Here is a 16,644-nt window from a genome sequence, read left to right on the forward strand (position 1 = left end):
GGCATGTTAGAACCAGAGGGAGAGTGATGAAAGGTTCAGATCACGCAATGGGAGATAAGTTCAAAAAAATCCCCAAGCGATGCTTGGGGATTTTTGTATAAGAGACAGCCCAGTGGGTGCCCTTCTTGTTTCTTGTCGTCTCACACAACAGTCAGCGTCACTGCTTGCAGCTCAGGATATAGAAGGAAATGCCGCCAAACAGCAGGCTGGGGGCTATGGCCGCCAGCATAGGGTTGGCACCGCCGCACTTCACCCTCGCTACTGCTTGCGGCTCAGGATGTAGAAGGAGATGCCGCCAAACAGCAGGCTGGGAGCGATGGCCGCGAGGATGGGCGGTACCGCATACACCAGGCTGACGGGGCCGAATACCCTATCGCTCACATAGACGGCGAAGCCGGTCATGATCCCCATCAGCATCCGGGCCCCCATGCTCACCGAGCGCAGCGGGCCGAAGATGAAGGAAGAGGCGAGCAAGATCATGGCCACCACAGAGAGCGGCGACAGCAGCTTGCGCCACATCTCCAGCTTGTAGCGCCCGGCGTCCTGCTTGTTGGCATCCAGATAGCCGATGTAGTCCCGCAGTCCCGAGATAGGCAGGTTCTCGGGATCTATGCTCACCACCCCCAGCTGCTTGGGGGTCAGCTCGGACTGCCACGCCATCTCGGCATGTTTCTCGTCCAGGATCTGCTTGGGATCGTCGAAGCGGGTGATGTGCACCTGCTTGAGCAGCCAGTGATGTTGCTCGAACACCCCTTCCTGCGCCTGGACCACGTCGATCAGGTTGCGGGACGGAGTGAAGCGATACAGGGTGATGCCGGTCAGGGCTCCGTCGTTGCGCACCCCGTTGATGTTGACGAAGTTGTTGCCATCCCTCGCCCAGACACCGTAGGCCGAGACGGTGAGTCGTCCTTCCGACATGGCCCCCGCCTTGATGTCATCCGCCATCCGCTTGGCGGCCGGGGCCACGTATTCGCCCATCAGACCGACCAACAGCATCAGGGGGATAGCCGTCTTGAGCGCCGCCATCACGATGCTGATCTTGGAGCGGCCCGCTGCCTGCATCACCACCAGCTCCGAGCTGGTCGCCAGCTGACCGAGACCGATGAGGCCACCCAGCAAGGCCGCCAACGGGAAGAAGAGCACCGCCTCCTTGGGCATGGAGAGCAGCACGAAGTAGAGGGCATTGAGCATGTCGTAGTTGCCCTCCCCCACGGCTTTCAACTGCTCCACATACTTGATGAGCGCTGCCAGCCCGACCAGGGTCAGTTCGCACAGCAGGATCGACATGAAGATGACCCGGCCGATATATCTATCGAGAATGCCAAACATCAGCCGAGACCCCTATCTTGTAGCTTCATGCTGATTTCTCCTGCAATGCGGTGCACCAGATCGGCATCAAAATGACCCGACCGTCATGTCTATCGAGAATGCCGAACATCAGCAGAAACTCCTATGTTGCAGCATCATGCTGACTTGCCTTTGAAAAAGTGGCCCTTGACCCCATTCCACCAACTGGTGCCCTGCAGGTTGAGCGGCACCCCGATCAGCAGCAGATAAATCAGCGGCACCAGGAACATGCCGGGCCAGTGGGGCAGACGCCCGCTGTCGATGGCCGAGCGAGCGGCGCTGAGCAGCAGGAAATAGGAGAGATAGAGCAGTATGGCCGGCAGCAGCTTGGCGTAACGCCCCTGGCGGGGGTTGACCCGGGCCAGCGGCACCACCAGGAAGGTGAGCACCAGGATGGAGAAGGGCAGCGACAGGCGCCACTGCAACTCGGCCATCATCTGGTTGTCCTGGGTGCCGAGCAACTCCAGGGTCGGCTTGGCCGCCGCCTTGCGATTGGATCGCTCCATCTCCTGCTGACGGATCACCAGGCTGTATTCGCTGAAATCAGAGACCTGGAACTGCTTGCCGGTGAACTGACCCTCGTAGCGGGAGCCATCCTTCAGGGTCAGCCACTGCAAGCCATTGCTGTCGGCCGTCACCTGCCCCTCGTTGGCCACCACCACGGAAGGGGGCGAGCCCCCTTCGGCCCGCTGCAGCACGAAGATCTTCTGCAACTCGGAACCCTTGTCGTTCAGATCCTGGATGTAGGCCACCAGGCGCCCCTTGTCGAGCTCCATGAAACGGCCGGCCTGCAGGAAGGAGATACCCGGATCGGCCTTGAACTCGTCGATCACCTGGTACTCGCGCTCCTTGGCCTGGGGGGCTATCCAGCCGGTGTTGAAGGCCGCCACGGCGGCCGTCAGCAGGGCCAGCAGCAGGGCGCTGCCCATCACGAAACGGTGGCTGAAGCCCACCGCATGCATCACCGTCATCTCGCTTTCCGCATACAAACGACCGTGAGCAAACAGAATGGCTAAAAACAGACTGATAGGCAGCATCAACAGGGCCATATTCGGCAGGTTGAGCAGCAGCAGGGTGGAAACCAGGCGCGTCGGCACCTCGCCATCGGCGGCGTCGCCGATGATCTGGATAAATTGCTGGCTGACGAAGATAAGCAGCAGTACGAACAGCACCGCCATCTGGGTTTTCAGGGTCTCCCTGAACAAATATCGGAAAACGATCACAGTCATTCCCAAGTAAACTTGTGTTTTTAGTCGAATGCCTGAAAAATAGGGCCCTATATTGGATTTTTACCAGTTTGAACTGCGGAGCCTGTGGCTGTTCGCTCCGCCTCTGATACCCCAACAAGCACCGCATTATTCAATAAATGGTGCCTTTTGTCTTTAGGATGTAGGAGATTCCATGGAGTTCAGTGTAAAGAGTGGCAGTCCTGAGAAGCAACGCAGCGCCTGCGTCGTGGTCGGCGTTTTTGAGCCTCGCCGCCTCTCTCCGGTTGCCGAACAGCTGGACAAGATCAGCGACGGCTACCTCAGCTCGCTGCTGCGCCGCGGCGATCTGGAAGGTAAACCAGGCCAGATGCTGTTGCTGCATCAAGTACCAGGCGTGCTCAGCGAGCGCGTACTGCTGGTCGGTTGCGGCAAGGAGCGGGAACTCGACGAACGCCAGTACAAGCAGATCATCAACAAGACCATCACCACCCTGAACGAGACCGGGTCCATGGAAGCCGTCTGCTTCCTGACCGAGCTGCACGTCAAGGGGCGGGATACCTACTGGAAGGTGCGTCAGGCGGTGGAAACCACCAAGGCGGGCCTCTACAGCTTCGATCAGTTCAAGACCAACAAGGCCGAGCCGCGCCGTCCGTTGCGCAAGCTGGTATTCAACGTGCCGACCCGTCGGGAACTGACCATAGGCGAGCGCGCCATCACTCACGGCCTGGCCGTGGCCAAAGGGGTGCGCATCTGCCGCGACGTGGCGAACATGCCGCCCAACGTCTGCAATCCGGCCTACCTCGCCTCCCAGGCCCGCCGTCTGGCGGATGCCTATGACAACATCACCACCAAGGTGATCGGCGAGCAGGAGATGGCCGAACTCGGCATGAACTCCTATCTGGCGGTGGCCCGTGGCTCCGAGAACGAAGCCATGATGGCCATCATCGAATACAAGGGCAACGCCGACGCCAAGCCCATCGTGCTGGTGGGCAAGGGACTGACCTTCGATTCGGGCGGCATCTCCATCAAGCCGGCGGACGGCATGGACGAGATGAAGTACGACATGGGCGGCGCCGCCTCCGTGCTCGGCACCATGCACGCCCTGGCCCAGTTGCAGCTGCCCATCAACGTCATCGGCGTGCTGGCAGGCTGCGAGAACATGCCGGGCGGCAACGCCTATCGCCCCGGTGACATCCTCACCACCATGTCCGGCCAGACCGTCGAGGTGCTCAACACCGACGCCGAGGGTCGCCTGGTGCTGTGCGATGCCCTCACCTATGTGGACCGCTACGATCCCGAAACCGTGATCGACGTGGCGACCCTGACCGGCGCCTGCATCATCGCCCTGGGTCACCACACCTCGGGCCTGCTGGCGAACCACAACCCCCTGGCCCACGAGCTGCTGAACGCCTCCGAGCAGGCCGGCGATCGCGCCTGGCGTCTGCCCCTGTTCGACGAGTATCAGGAGCAGTTGGAGAGTCCGTTCGCGGACATGGCCAACATCGGCGGCCGTCCGGCCGGCACCATCACGGCTGCCGCCTTCCTGTCGCGCTTCACCAAGAAGTACAACTGGGCCCACCTGGACATCGCAGGGACCGCCTGGAAGAGCGGCAAGGACAAGGGCTCCACCGGTCGCCCCGTGCCGCTGCTCACCCAGTTCCTGCTCAATCGGGCCGGCGTGGCGGACGTCGAAGAGAAGGAGTAACCCCTCTCTTCGGATGCCCGCATCAGGGGAGTGGTACCACAAGGAAGAGGCTCGCCTCTTCCTTGTTTCATTGAGAGAATCCGGGAAGACCGTGCCTGGCACGGCGCCCCGCAGACGGCCAATCGCTGTCCGTCACAGCCAAACGGGACCAACCTGATGAGCCAAGTGACCTTTTACCTGATGAGTGAGCCGGACGACGCTCAGGCGTCTGCGGTCGAACGCCTCGCCTGCCAGCTGGCAGCCGATGGCTGGAGTGCCGGCCACCTCTATCTGTTTTGCAACGACGAGGCCCAGGCCCTGCGCCTGGACGAACTGCTGTGGCAACTGCCACCGGACCGTTTCGTGCCGCACCAGTTGCAGGGGGAGAGCGGCCAGGCCCCGGTGGAGATAGGCCATCAGCCACCGAAGCGGCGCTATGCCCGCCTCATCAACCTGGCCGAGCAGACACCTTTGTTTGCAGGACACTTCGCTCAAGTGGTAGATTTTGTCCCCACTGACGAAACGCAAAAGCAGCAAGCCCGCGAGCGCTATAAGCACTATCGCCAGGCGGGCCACACCCTCGAGATGAGGGATCAGCCCGTCCTTGCCGCACCGGATCCGGCGCAGCCCTGACTGCGCCACCTTCGATCCACGACGACCCAACACCAGACTCCATCCATCCATCCAGAATACGGCGAGACCATGGAAAAGACTTTTAATCACAACGCCATCGAACAGGCGCTCTATCAGCACTGGGAAGCCCAGGGTTACTTCAAGCCCCACGGCGACACCAGCAAAGACTCCTTCTGCATCATGATCCCGCCGCCGAACGTCACCGGCAGCCTGCACATGGGTCACGCCTTCCAGCAGACTCTGATGGACACCCTGATCCGCTACAACCGCATGCAGGGCAAGAACACCCTGTGGCAGGCGGGTACCGACCACGCCGGTATCGCCACCCAGATGGTGGTTGAGCGCAAGATCGCCGCCGAAGAGGGCAAGACCCGTCACGACTACGGCCGTGATGCCTTCATCGACAAGATCTGGCAGTGGAAGGAAGAGTCCGGTGGCACCATCACCCGCCAGATGCGCCGTCTGGGCGACTCCGTGGATTGGGAGCGCGAGCGCTTCACCATGGATGAAGGCCTCTCCGCCGCCGTCCAGGAAGTGTTCGTCCGTCTCTACGAAGATGGTCTGATGTACCGCGGCAAGCGTCTGGTGAACTGGGATCCGAAACTCAACACCGCCATCTCCGATCTGGAAGTGGAAAACCGCGAGATCAAGGGCCACATGTGGCACCTGCGCTATCCGCTGGCCAACGGCGCCAAGACCGCCGAGGGTCAGGATCACCTGATCGTCGCCACCACCCGTCCGGAGACCATGCTGGGCGATACCGCCGTGGCCGTGAACCCGGAAGACCCGCGCTACAAGGCGCTGATCGGCCAGCACATACTGCTGCCGCTGGTGAACCGTCTGATCCCCATCGTCGCCGACGAACACGCCGACATGGAGAAGGGCACCGGCTGCGTGAAGATCACCCCGGCTCACGACTTCAACGACAACGAAGTGGGTAAGCGCCACAACCTGCCGATGATCAACATCTTCACCCTGGACGCCCACGTGCGCGCCGAGGCCGAAGTGGTCGACACCAACGGCAACGCCTGCACCGCCTACGATGCAGCCCTGCCGGCCGAGTTTGCTGGCATGGAGCGCTTCGCCGCCCGCAAGGCCATCGTCGCCAAGCTGGACGAGCTGGGCCTGCTGGCCGAGATCAAGGATCACGTGCTGCAACAGCCCTACGGCGATCGCGGTGGCGTGCCCATCGAGCCCATGCTGACCGACCAGTGGTACGTGCGCGTGGCACCCATGGCCAAGACCGCCATCGAAGCGGTGGAAGATGGCCGCATCCAGTTCGTGCCGAAGCAGTACGAGAACATGTACTTCTCCTGGATGCGCGACATTCAGGACTGGTGCGTCTCCCGTCAGCTGTGGTGGGGTCACCGCATCCCGGCCTGGTATGACGATGCCGGCAATGTCTACGTGGGTCGTGACGAGGCAGAAGTGCGTGCCAAGCACAGCATCCCGTCCGTGACCACACTGCGTCAGGACGAAGACGTGCTCGACACCTGGTTCAGCTCCGCCCTGTGGACCTTCTCCACCCTGGGCTGGCCGAACAACACAGAGGCGCTCAAGACCTTCCACCCGACCGACGTGCTGATGAGCGGCTTCGACATCATCTTCTTCTGGATTGCCCGGATGATCATGATGACCATGCACTTCATCAAGGACGAGAACGGCCAGCCGCAAGTCCCGTTCAAGACCGTCTACATCACGGGCCTTATCCGTGACGAAGAAGGGCAGAAGATGTCCAAGTCCAAGGGCAACGTGCTGGATCCCCTCGACATGATCGACGGCATCTCCCTGGAAGATCTGCTGGAGAAGCGCACCGGCAACATGATGCAGCCGCAGATGGCCGAGAAGATCGGCAAGCGTACCGCCAAGCAGTTCCCGGAAGGGATCGAGGCACACGGTACCGACGCCCTGCGCTTCACCCTGGCGGCGCTGGCCTCTACCGGTCGTGACATCAACTGGGACATGAAGCGCCTGGATGGCTACAACAACTTCTGCAACAAGCTGTGGAACGCCTCCCGCTATGTGCTGATGAACACCGAGGATCAGGATTGCGGTCTGCACGGCGGCGAGATGCAGTTCAGTCTGGCGGATCGCTGGATCCAGTCCCAGCTGCAGGTGGCCATCCGCGACTTCCGCACCGCCCTCGATACCTACCGCTTCGATATCGCGGCCGGCGTCTTGTACGAATTTATCTGGAACCAGTTCTGCGACTGGTATCTGGAGCTGACCAAGCCGGTGCTGGGCAAGGGCTCGGAGGCCGAGCAGCGCGCTACCCGTCATACGCTGGTCACCGTGCTGGAGACCCTCCTGCGTCTGGCACACCCGATCATCCCCTTCATCACCGAGACCATCTGGAAGTCGGTGGCCCCGCTGACCGGTGTCAACGCCGACACCATCATGCTGCAGGCCTTCCCGGAGTTCGATGCCGCCAAGGTAGACGAAGCCGCCATGGCGGATCAGGAGTGGGTGAAGGAGTTCATCGTCAGCATCCGCAACATCCGCGCCGAGATGAATGTGGCGCCGAGCGTGGCCCTCAACGTGCTGCTCAAGTGCGATGCCAAGGATAGCCTGCGCGCCGGTGACAACGAGGCCTTCCTCAAGTCCCTGGCCCGTCTGGAGTCCATCCGCGTGCTTGGCGAAGGTGAAGTCGCCCCCCTGTCGGTGAAGAAGCTGATCGGTGCCACCGAGCTGATGATCCCGATGGCGGGCCTCATCGACAAGGAGGCCGAACTGGCCCGTCTGGCCAAAGAGGTCGCCAGGCTGGTCGGCGAGTGCGGTCGCATCGAAGGCAAGCTCGGCAACGAGGCCTTCGTCGCCAAGGCGCCGGAAGCCGTCATCGCCAAGGAGCGCGAGAAGCTGGAAGATTACCGTCTCCAGCTGACCAAGCTGGAAGCCCAGCAGGCCGAGATCGCCGCCCTCTAAGTGCCCCTCCGAGCGCAAAAAGCCCCCGTCTATCGGGGGCTTTTCATTTTCCGCCCCCGGATGGCAAGCCCGCTGGTATCGTGCTGCTGCCAGCATGACGACGCCGCCGTGAGGGACACATGCCCCCTTTCAGCGGGAGAAATTGAAAAATTCACGGGCCAAATCACCTCCTTTCACAAGCGCTGCGCCCGCAAATTCATTACACTGCCAGCGATCTTTTCTACCGGGAGTGCTGCTGCAGTATGGAAATATTGATCCTGCTTGGATTGATTTTGCTCAATGGCGTCTTCGCCATGTCGGAAATCGCCATCGTCACCGCACGCAAGGCCCGTCTCAGCAAGATGGCCAGCGAGGGAAGCCGCTCTGCCGCCATCGCCCTCAAGCTGGGGGAGAATCCGACCCATTTCCTCTCCGCCGTCCAGATCGGCATCACCAGCATAGGCCTGCTCAACGGCATCTATGGCGAGTCCCTGCTTGCCCAGCCCTTCGCGCAGTGGTTGCAGGAGTGGGGCCTCTCCCCCAAGAGCAGCAGTCTGCTCGCTACCGTGGTCGTCGTCGTGCTGGTGACCTATCTCTCCATCGTGGTGGGGGAACTGGTGCCCAAGCGCCTGGGTCAGCTCAGTGCCGAGCGCATTGCCTGCCTGGTGGCCCGCCCCATGCTCTGGCTGGCAACCCTGACCCGTCCCTTCGTCTGGCTGCTGTCCGCCTCCACCAATGCCAGCCTGCGCCTGCTGCGGGTCGATCAGAACAACAGCAACAACGTCACCCAGGAGGAGATCCACGCCATGCTGGTAGAGGGCTCCGAAGCCGGCGTGATCGAGGACCACGAACACACCATGTTGCGGAACGTGTTCCGCCTCGACGAACGCAGCCTCTCCTCCCTGATGGTGCCCCGCAGCGACATCCGCTATCTGGATCTCTCCCTGCCGCTGGAGACCAACCTGCAGCGCCTGGTGGAGTATCGCCACAGCTTCTTCCCGGTCTGTGACGGCAGCCTCTCTGATCTGGTGGGCATCCTCAACGTCAGCAAGGTGCTGCACGCCTACATCAAGGGGGAGCCCATCGATCTGGCGGCCCTGACCCAGGACGGCAGCCTGTTGCCGGAGACCCTCAACGGCCTGGAGCTGCTCAACCACTTCCGCGCCCACGCCGAGCACATGGTGCTGGTGGTGGATGAATACGGCGAGCTGCAGGGGCTGGTCACCCAGCAGGATCTGCTGGAGACCCTGGCGGGCGACTTCCAGCAGGAAGACGGAGAGGACAACTGGGCCTTCCAGCGTGCCGATGGCAGCTGGCTGCTCGACGGCCTGATCCCGCTGCCGGAATTGAAGGACTGTCTGGAACTGGTTCGCCTGCCGGAAGAAGAAAAACATCACTATCACACCCTCGGAGGGCTTATCATGCTGCTCCTTGGCCGCCTTCCCCAGACCGGAGACCTGGTCACCCTGGAACAGTGGCAACTGGAAATCGTGGATATGGACGGCCTGCGCATCGACAAGGTGCTTGCCATGCCCCTGACCGACCAACCCAGCTAACCTGCGGAGTTTGCATGTATGGAGCAGTTTTACCACCTGGCTCACGCCTTCATTAATCAGGATCTGGCGACCCTGTCCGACCCCAACATGGTCTTCATGGTCTATATCGTCCTGCTGACCTTCCTGGTGCTGGAAAATGGCTTCATCCCGACCGCTTTCCTGCCCGGTGACACCCTGCTGATCCTGACCGGCGTGCTCATCTATCAGGGGGTACTGCCGCTCGCTGTCATCCCGCTGCTGATCCTGGCCACCTTCGTCGGCACCTGGCTCGGCTACATGCAGGGGCGCTTCCTCGGCCACACCCAGATGTACCACAGGCTGATGTCCCACCTGGATGAGAAGCACAAGGAGAAGGTGCACTACCTGCTCAACAAGTACGGCATCATCACGCTCATCACCGCCCGCTACATCGCCTTCGTGCGCACCGCCTACCCCTACATAGTCGGTGCCAACGAGATACCCCAGGGCCGCTTCCTGGTGGTGAACCTCATCAGCTCCATCATGTGGATCTGCCCCCTGGTCGGGCTGGGTTACTACCTGAGCCACACCAAGCTGGCCGCGCAGTACGAGTCCCAGTTCCTCAGCATCATCCTCTGCCTGCCGCTGGTACTGCTGGTCGGCGGCTTGATAGCGCTGATCTGGCGCTGGCTGAGCAAACGCAAGGTCCACGTCTCCAGGGATTGAGACAAATCACAAGGGTCGCCGGCAGGCGGCCCTTTTTTATGGAAATAGTGACGAATTCCGCCCTCCCGCTCTTGTAAAGCGAGGGCAAAAATGAGTGAATCTAGCCCCTTTTTTCGCTGTGGATGGAGTCGGTTGTATGGGGTGTCGGATTCGCGCAATCGCGCTGGTATGTGGATTGATGGGACTGCTCGGCGCTCAGGCAGCCCTGGCGGCGCCCAACCCGGCCAAACTGCAGATCAAGTCGGGCAGTGCCCTGGTCATGGACATCAACACGGGCAAGACCCTCTATCAGAAGAACCCAGCCCAGGTCCGCCCCATCGCCTCCCTCACCAAGCTGATGACGGCACTGGTGGTGCTCGATTCCCGCCAGAACCTCAATCAGACCCTGACCATAGATCAGAACGACAGGGACAACATCAAGCACACCTACTCCCGGGTCCGTTTCGGCACCAAGGTGAGCCGTCGCGATGCCCTGCATCTGGCGCTGATGTCCTCCGAGAATCGCATGGCCTCTGCCCTCGCCCGCCACTATCCGGGTGGCCGCTCGGCCTTCATTCGTGCCATGAACAACAAGGCCAGGCAACTCGGCATGCGAAACAGCCGATTCTACGACTCCACCGGCCTGTCGACCCGCAACGTCTCCACCGCCCGGGATCTGGCAAAGCTCATTGCCGCCGCCTATCGCCAGCCGCTGATCCGCCAGTTCAGCCAGGACACCAGCAAGGAGATGCGCTTCAGCACGCCGGCCTACAGCCTGATGTTCAACAACACCAACCCCCTGGTGAAGAACCCGGACTGGGACGTGCGCCTCTCCAAGACCGGCTACACCGACGAGGCGGGCCGCTGCCTGTTGATGCGCGCCAAGCCGGACCGCCAGGAGCTCGCCATAGTGCTGCTCAACTCGGTGGGCAAACGTACCCCGATCGGCGATGCCAACCGCATTCGCAAATGGCTGAAAAGCTGACTCTCTCCACGAAGACAAAAAAGGATGCCTCGGCATCCTTTTTTGTTGCCCGCCAAAGGCTTCTGCCGGCCACCAGGGCGTTTAACGTCCAGAGCCCGGGTCCATGCCGCCCTCGTGATGTCAGCGGGCACAGAGCTCACCTGCAGCAGCGCCTGTGTGTCGCTGAAGGTGACATAGGGTGGGGATGGCAAGACGCCGAGTAGCAGGGCCCGATAGGGAGCAGGGGGAAGATAGGACGACGACGGAGAGTGGTGTGGCGGGAACGGCAAGCATCGTTCAATGCGGCGGCACATCAACCGCCATCAGGGCAGCAGAGCCCCACAGCCGGGGGAATAGCGTCCATAAAAAAACAGCCCCGACTGACGTCGAGGCTGTCTGTATGGTGCGCCCGAGAGGATTCGAACCTCTGACCACCTGGTTCGTAGCCAGGTACTCTATCCAGCTGAGCTACGGGCGCTCATCAACTTTTGGTACTGCTAAAATGGTGCGCCCGAGAGGATTCGAACCTCTGACCACCTGGTTCGTAGCCAGGTACTCTATCCAGCTGAGCTACGGGCGCTCACAAACTTTTGGTACTGCTAAAATGGTGCGCCCGAGAGGATTCGAACCTCTGACCACCTGGTTCGTAGCCAGGTACTCTATCCAGCTGAGCTACGGGCGCTCATAAATCATTGATTTCACTTTAAATGGTGCGCCCGAGAGGATTCGAACCTCTGACCACCTGGTTCGTAGCCAGGTACTCTATCCAGCTGAGCTACGGGCGCCCTGATTTAAAGCGATAAAAAAAGCTTACTCAACAGTAAGCCTTTTCTAGCGTACCGACCTGCTGACGGTCGATACATGACTCATCGTGAGTCGAATATGGTGCGCCCGAGAGGATTCGAACCTCTGACCACCTGGTTCGTAGCCAGGTACTCTATCCAGCTGAGCTACGGGCGCAAAATGGCGGAGAAGGGGGGATTCGAACCCCCGATGCGGGTATAAGCCGCATACTCCCTTAGCAGGGGAGCGCCTTCAGCCTCTCGGCCACCTCTCCGTTTGCGGGGCTGATAATACTTCACAGGGATTTTTAGTCAAACACTTTTTTGGAGAAAACAGCGTGTTCGCTCAGCATTTGGTCAAAGCGTGGAATATTCAAGCAATATCGACACTTACCCCCTGGTTCCGCGCCTCGCAAGCCGATTTGCAGGGCCCGGAAAAACAAAAGGCGACACCTGAGATGTCGCCTTGAGGCTGCCAATGGAATGGCTTAGAAATTCGGTTGGCCCGGTACTTTCTCGGCCTGTATCCGCATGTAGATCTCTTCGCGGTGCACGGAGACCTCTTTGGGTGCGTTCACACCGATACGAACCTGGTTACCCTTAACGCCCAGTACGGTGACTGTCACTTCGTCACCGATCATCAGGGTTTCCCCTACACGACGAGTCAAAATAAGCATTCGCTTGCTCCTGTATCCTGTTTTGTATTTATATCGATATGCGCCATTATCTTACAAAGATACCGATATGGTAAATGGTTGAAACTAAATCAATCAGGGATTGTTCCCCAAGGGCTGCTCATGAGGCTCATTATCCAGCCCGAACGCTGAGTGCAACGAACGCACGGCCAGCTCCAGGTACTTCTCGTCAATCACCACGGATATCTTGATTTCAGAGGTGGAGATCAACTGCATGTTGATCCCCTCCTCGCCCAATACCTTGAACATGGTGCGCGCGACCCCGGGATGATTCCACATGCCGACCCCGACGATGGAGACCTTGGCGATCTCCCCGTTGCCCTGCACGCAGGCGGCCCCCAGCTCGGTGGCGGTCTCCTCCAGCAGGGCGCGAGCCCGGCGATAGTCATCGCGATTCACCGTGAAGGTAAAGTCGGCGGTGCCATCCCCCATGGTGTTCTGCACTATCATGTCGACATCTATGTTGGCATCGCTGATCGGATTCAGGATCTGCGCCGCAACTGTGGGCCTGTCCGGCACACCCAGAATGGTCAGGCTGGCCTCGTTGCGATTGAACGCAATGCCGGATACCAGGGGTGCTTCCATCCTCTCACCTCCATATGTGATTAAGGTTCCCTCTCCGTCGACGAAACTCGACAGCACCCGCAGCGGTACGCGGTACTTGCCCGCGAATTCCACCGAACGGATCTGCAGCACCTTGGCCCCCAGACTCGCCATCTCCAGCATCTCCTCGAAGGTGATGGTGGAGAGGCGGCGTGCCTTGGGCTCGATGCGCGGATCCGTGGTATAGACCCCATCCACATCGGTAAAGATCTGGCATTCATCGGCCTTGATGGCCGCCGCCACGGCAACCGCCGTGGTGTCCGAACCACCTCGCCCCAGGGTGGTGATGGCGTTGTGCTCATCACGGCCCTGGAAGCCGGCGATCACCACTACCTTGCCCGCCCCCAGCTCGGCCTGAACCTGCTCGGTGTCGATCCGGGTGATGCGCGCCTTGCCATGGGCGGAATCGGTGTGGATGCGAACCTGATCACCGGTCATTGAGACCGCAGGACAACCCCGTTTGTTCAACGCGATGGCCAGCAGCGCTATGGTGACCTGTTCACCGGTCGAGACCAGCACATCCATCTCGCGCCGGTTGGCATCCGGATCCAGCTGCTGGGCCATGCCCAGCAACCGGTTTGTTTCGCCTGACATGGCGGACACGACCACCACCACATCGTGTCCCTGGGCGCGGCTCAGCTGAACGCGATCAGCCACCGCCTCGATCCGCTCCAGTGTGCCGACCGAGGTGCCGCCGTACTTCTGTACATAGAGTGCCACAGATCACCTCGCCCGTTTACAGGCGCTCTTCCAGCCAGGAGTGAACGGATTGCAGTGCCGCAGGCACAGCTTCTGGCTGAGTGCCACCCGCCTGAGCCATGTCAGGACGACCACCACCCTTGCCACCCACTTGCTGGGCCACCAGATTGACCAGCTCACCGGCCTTGACCTTGCCGGTCAAATCGCTGGTCACACCGGCGATCAGGTTGACCTTGTCATCGCTGCTGGTTGCCAGCAGCACGACACCGGACTTCATCCGGTTTTTCAGTTCATCCAGCATGCCACGCAGTGACTTGGGATCGGCCCCTTCCAGCGCCGCTATCAACACCTTCTGGCCATTGATCTCGATCACCTGGCTCAACAGGTCGCTACCAGCCTGGGCGGCCAGCTTGGCCTTGAGCTGCTCCAGCTCGCGCTCCATCATCTTGGACTTGTCCAGTATCTGGCGCACTTTATCGGCGATGGAGAACTGATCCCCCTTCACCAGAGCCGCAGCCTCTTCGATCTGCTCACCCATCTGGTGCATGAAATCGATGGCACCCTTGCCGGTCACCGCTTCGATGCGGCGCACCCCGGCGGCGATGCCGCTCTCGGCGATGATCTTGAAGAAGCCGATGTCACCGGTGCGCTTGGCGTGAGTACCGCCGCACAGCTCGGTGGAGTAGTCGCCCATGCGCACGACACGCACGTCATCTTCATATTTCTCGCCAAACAGCGCCATGGCGCCGGCAGACTTGGCCGCTTCCAGATCCATCACCTGGGTGACGACATCGTGGTTGGCACGGATCTGGGCGTTGACCAGCTCCTCGACCCGGCGAATGGTCGCCATGGTCAGGCCTTCGAAGTGGGAGAAGTCAAAGCGCATGCGCTCGGCTCCCACCAGAGACCCTTTCTGAGTCACGTGATCCCCCAGCGCCTGGCGCAGGGCTGCGTGCAGCAGGTGAGTCACAGAGTGGTTCAGGGCCACAGCCTGACGACGCTCGCCATCGACCACGGCTTCGACCAGGGCGCCTTTCTCCAGGGTGCCCAGCTCCAGATAACCCTTGTGAATGATCGCCTTGCCCGCTTTCTGGGTATCGGTCACGGCGAAGATGCCGTCATCCACCTTGAGCACACCGCAATCACCCACCTGACCACCGGACTCGGCGTAGAAGGGAGTCTCGGCCAGCACCACTACGGCTTCTTCACCGGCGATGAGGCCATTCACTTCGACGCCATCCTTGTAGATGCCAACGACGCTGGTTTTCTGGCTCAGCTGCTTGTAACCGGTAAACGGGGTCTCGAAATCGAGTTTCAATACCTCGTTGTAGTTCACACCGAAGCTGGAGGCCTCTTTCGCACGGGCGCGCTGCTTCTCCATCTCGACCTTGAAGCCCTCCTCGTCGATACCGATCTCGCGCTCGCGTACCACATCGGCGGTCAGGTCCGCCGGGAAGCCATAGGTGTCATACAGCTTGAACACCACTTCACCCGGAATGACCTTGGCATCGCCCAGGTTAGCCAGCACCTCTTCGAGCAGCAGCAGGCCGCGGTCCAGGGTACGGACGAACTGCTCCTCCTCGATGCGCAGCACGCGCTCGACCAGCGGCAGCTGGGCGATGAGTTCGGCAGCTACATCCTTCATCTGGACAGCCAGTTCGGCAGCCAGCTTGTAGAAGAAGACGTCGGTGGCACCCAGCTTGCGACCGTGACGCACGGCGCGACGGATGATGCGACGCAGCACATAGCCACGGCCTTCGTTGGAGGGCATGACGCCGTCAGCCACCAGGAAGGCGCAGGAGCGGATATGGTCGGCGATGACGCGCAGGGACTGATTGCTCAGATCCTCGGTGCCGACGATCTCGGCGGCCTTCTTGATCAGCGCCTGGAAGATGTCGATCTCGTAGTTGGAGTGCACGCCCTGCATGATGGCGGAGATGCGCTCCAGGCCCATGCCGGTGTCCACGGACGGACGGGGCAGCGGCTCCATGGTACCGTCAGCCTGACGGTTGAACTGCATGAAGACCACATTCCAGATCTCGATGAAACGGTCGCCGTCTTCCTCCGGTGAGCCGGGAGGGCCACCCTGGATGTGATCGCCGTGGTCGTAGAAGATCTCGGTGCAGGGGCCGCAGGGACCGGTATCACCCATCTGCCAGAAGTTATCTGAGGCAAAGGCGGCACCCTTGTTGTCGCCGATACGCACGATGCGCTCGACCGGCACGCCGATCTCGTTTGCCCAGATATTGAAAGCTTCGTCGTCCGTTTCATAGACGGTCACCAGCAGGCGCTCTTTGGGCAGCTTGAGGGTACCGGTCAGGAATTCCCAGGCAAAACGGATGGCGTCCTGCTTGAAGTAGTCACCGAAGCTGAAGTTGCCCAGCATCTCGAAGAAGGTGTGGTGACGAGCGGTATAGCCGACGTTTTCCAGGTCATTGTGCTTGCCGCCGGCCCGCACACAGCGCTGGGCCGTGGTCGCGCGGTTGTAGGCACGCTTCTCTGCGCCAAGGAACACGTCCTTGAACTGGTTCATCCCTGCGTTGGTGAACAGCAAGGTCGGATCGTTGTGCGGCACCAGCGAGCTGGAGGAGACAACCTGGTGCCCCTGGGAGCGGAAATACTCGAGAAACGCTGCGCGTAACTCTGACGTGGACATATACATGGAAAATCCTGCTTGATTCGGATACGGACTTTTAATCGCAATAATGTAAGTTTTCTGCGGGGTAAAGTAAAACGCGCGGGCCCGTCACGGGTGAAAAAGCCCCCAATGGACGGGGCGGCGGCAGGACGCCGTACAGGAGCAGGCTGAAAGGGGAGTCGGCTGGGTGGCGGATCATGGTGCTGCGGCCATCAGAAACAGGATAAAACAGGGAAAAGTCATCTCTTATCTTCACGCGTCGCAGGAACAT

At 60.6% G+C, this 16,644-nt stretch carries 11 protein-coding genes and 6 tRNA genes; 6 read left to right on the forward strand and 11 right to left on the reverse strand.

Annotation, left to right across the window (positions count from 1 at the left end; genetic code table 11):
• Window positions 1-258 precede the first annotated feature (258 nt).
• Both lptG and lptF read right to left on the reverse strand, forming a co-directional pair.
• Window positions 259-1,329: an LPS export ABC transporter permease LptG gene (gene lptG / locus ACB030_RS15820; RefSeq protein ID WP_371161083.1), complete on the reverse strand. Its 1,071-nt coding sequence runs from the start codon at window positions 1,327-1,329 to the stop codon at window positions 259-261.
• A 134-nt stretch (window positions 1,330-1,463) separates the two neighbouring features.
• The gene (gene lptF, locus ACB030_RS15825; protein WP_371161085.1) at window positions 1,464-2,576 is read right to left on the reverse strand and encodes an LPS export ABC transporter permease LptF; all 1,113 of its coding nucleotides are present in this window, start codon (window positions 2,574-2,576) and stop codon (window positions 1,464-1,466) included.
• A gap of 172 nt (window positions 2,577-2,748) precedes the next feature.
• Here lptF and pepA point away from each other — a divergent pair, with 172 nt between their 5' ends.
• The 6 genes from pepA (at window position 2,749) to pbpG (ending at window position 10,977) form a co-directional block, all read left to right on the forward strand.
• The gene (gene pepA, locus ACB030_RS15830) at window positions 2,749-4,260 is read left to right on the forward strand and encodes a leucyl aminopeptidase (RefSeq protein WP_025325630.1); all 1,512 of its coding nucleotides are present in this window, start codon (window positions 2,749-2,751) and stop codon (window positions 4,258-4,260) included.
• 156 nt (window positions 4,261-4,416) lie between these two features.
• A complete protein-coding gene (locus tag ACB030_RS15835) occupies window positions 4,417-4,872 on the forward strand; it encodes a DNA polymerase III subunit chi (RefSeq protein ID WP_025325629.1) in 456 nt (151 codons plus the stop codon).
• Window positions 4,873-4,941: 69 nt separating this feature from the next.
• Window positions 4,942-7,794, forward strand: coding sequence for a valine--tRNA ligase (locus ACB030_RS15840; RefSeq protein WP_371161088.1), 2,853 nt, complete (start codon window positions 4,942-4,944; stop codon window positions 7,792-7,794).
• Between the two features lie 242 nt (window positions 7,795-8,036).
• On the forward strand, window positions 8,037-9,329 hold the full coding sequence (locus ACB030_RS15845; RefSeq protein WP_371161090.1) for a hemolysin family protein: 1,293 nt from the start codon (window positions 8,037-8,039) through the stop codon (window positions 9,327-9,329).
• Window positions 9,330-9,347: 18 nt separating this feature from the next.
• Entirely contained in the window at window positions 9,348-10,013 is a 666-nt protein-coding gene (locus ACB030_RS15850) for a DedA family protein (RefSeq protein ID WP_371161092.1), read from the forward strand.
• Window positions 10,014-10,149: 136 nt separating this feature from the next.
• Window positions 10,150-10,977, forward strand: coding sequence for a D-alanyl-D-alanine endopeptidase (pbpG, locus tag ACB030_RS15855; protein WP_371161094.1), 828 nt, complete (start codon window positions 10,150-10,152; stop codon window positions 10,975-10,977).
• A 380-nt stretch (window positions 10,978-11,357) separates the two neighbouring features.
• Here the strand turns inward: pbpG and ACB030_RS15860 are convergent.
• The 9 genes from ACB030_RS15860 to alaS form a co-directional block, all read right to left on the reverse strand.
• Window positions 11,358-11,434 (reverse strand) — tRNA-Arg (locus tag ACB030_RS15860).
• A gap of 25 nt (window positions 11,435-11,459) precedes the next feature.
• Window positions 11,460-11,536: transfer RNA gene (locus ACB030_RS15865), tRNA-Arg, on the reverse strand.
• 25 nt (window positions 11,537-11,561) lie between these two features.
• Window positions 11,562-11,638 (reverse strand) — tRNA-Arg (locus ACB030_RS15870).
• Window positions 11,639-11,664: 26 nt separating this feature from the next.
• Window positions 11,665-11,741: transfer RNA gene (locus ACB030_RS15875), tRNA-Arg, on the reverse strand.
• A gap of 98 nt (window positions 11,742-11,839) precedes the next feature.
• A tRNA-Arg gene (locus ACB030_RS15880) sits at window positions 11,840-11,916 on the reverse strand.
• Between the two features lie 4 nt (window positions 11,917-11,920).
• Window positions 11,921-12,013: transfer RNA gene (locus ACB030_RS15885), tRNA-Ser, on the reverse strand.
• Window positions 12,014-12,226: 213 nt separating this feature from the next.
• A complete protein-coding gene (csrA, locus tag ACB030_RS15890; protein WP_005315760.1) occupies window positions 12,227-12,415 on the reverse strand; it encodes a carbon storage regulator CsrA in 189 nt (62 codons plus the stop codon).
• Window positions 12,416-12,508: 93 nt separating this feature from the next.
• Window positions 12,509-13,756 (reverse strand): aspartate kinase, encoded by a 1,248-nt coding sequence (locus ACB030_RS15895; protein ID WP_371161097.1) that lies wholly within the window; start codon window positions 13,754-13,756, stop codon window positions 12,509-12,511.
• A 16-nt stretch (window positions 13,757-13,772) separates the two neighbouring features.
• Complete coding sequence (alaS, locus tag ACB030_RS15900) at window positions 13,773-16,397, reverse strand: alanine--tRNA ligase (protein ID WP_371161099.1); 2,625 nt, start codon at window positions 16,395-16,397, stop codon at window positions 13,773-13,775.
• Between the last annotated feature and the right edge of the window lie 247 nt (window positions 16,398-16,644).

The organism is Aeromonas sp. S16(2024), from assembly GCF_041403065.1.
In the GTDB taxonomy this organism is placed as follows: Bacteria; Pseudomonadota; Gammaproteobacteria; order Enterobacterales; family Aeromonadaceae; genus Aeromonas.

Bases quoted from the DNA above. Each gene is read 5' to 3' on its own strand.
- lptF (WP_371161085.1), bottom strand. From the start codon at position 2,576: ATGACTGTGATCGTTTTCCGATATTTGTTCAGGGAGACCCTGAAAACC.
- alaS (WP_371161099.1), bottom strand. From the start codon at position 16,397: ATGTATATGTCCACGTCAGAGTTACGCGCAGCGTTTCTCGAGTATTTC.
- ACB030_RS15840 (WP_371161088.1), top strand. From the start codon at position 4,942: ATGGAAAAGACTTTTAATCACAACGCCATCGAACAGGCGCTCTATCAG.
- pbpG (WP_371161094.1), top strand. From the start codon at position 10,150: ATGGGGTGTCGGATTCGCGCAATCGCGCTGGTATGTGGATTGATGGGA.
- ACB030_RS15835 (WP_025325629.1), top strand. From the start codon at position 4,417: ATGAGCCAAGTGACCTTTTACCTGATGAGTGAGCCGGACGACGCTCAG.
- lptG (WP_371161083.1), bottom strand. From the start codon at position 1,329: ATGTTTGGCATTCTCGATAGATATATCGGCCGGGTCATCTTCATGTCG.
- ACB030_RS15845 (WP_371161090.1), top strand. From the start codon at position 8,037: ATGGAAATATTGATCCTGCTTGGATTGATTTTGCTCAATGGCGTCTTC.
- ACB030_RS15850 (WP_371161092.1), top strand. From the start codon at position 9,348: ATGGAGCAGTTTTACCACCTGGCTCACGCCTTCATTAATCAGGATCTG.
- pepA (WP_025325630.1), top strand. From the start codon at position 2,749: ATGGAGTTCAGTGTAAAGAGTGGCAGTCCTGAGAAGCAACGCAGCGCC.
- csrA (WP_005315760.1), bottom strand. From the start codon at position 12,415: ATGCTTATTTTGACTCGTCGTGTAGGGGAAACCCTGATGATCGGTGAC.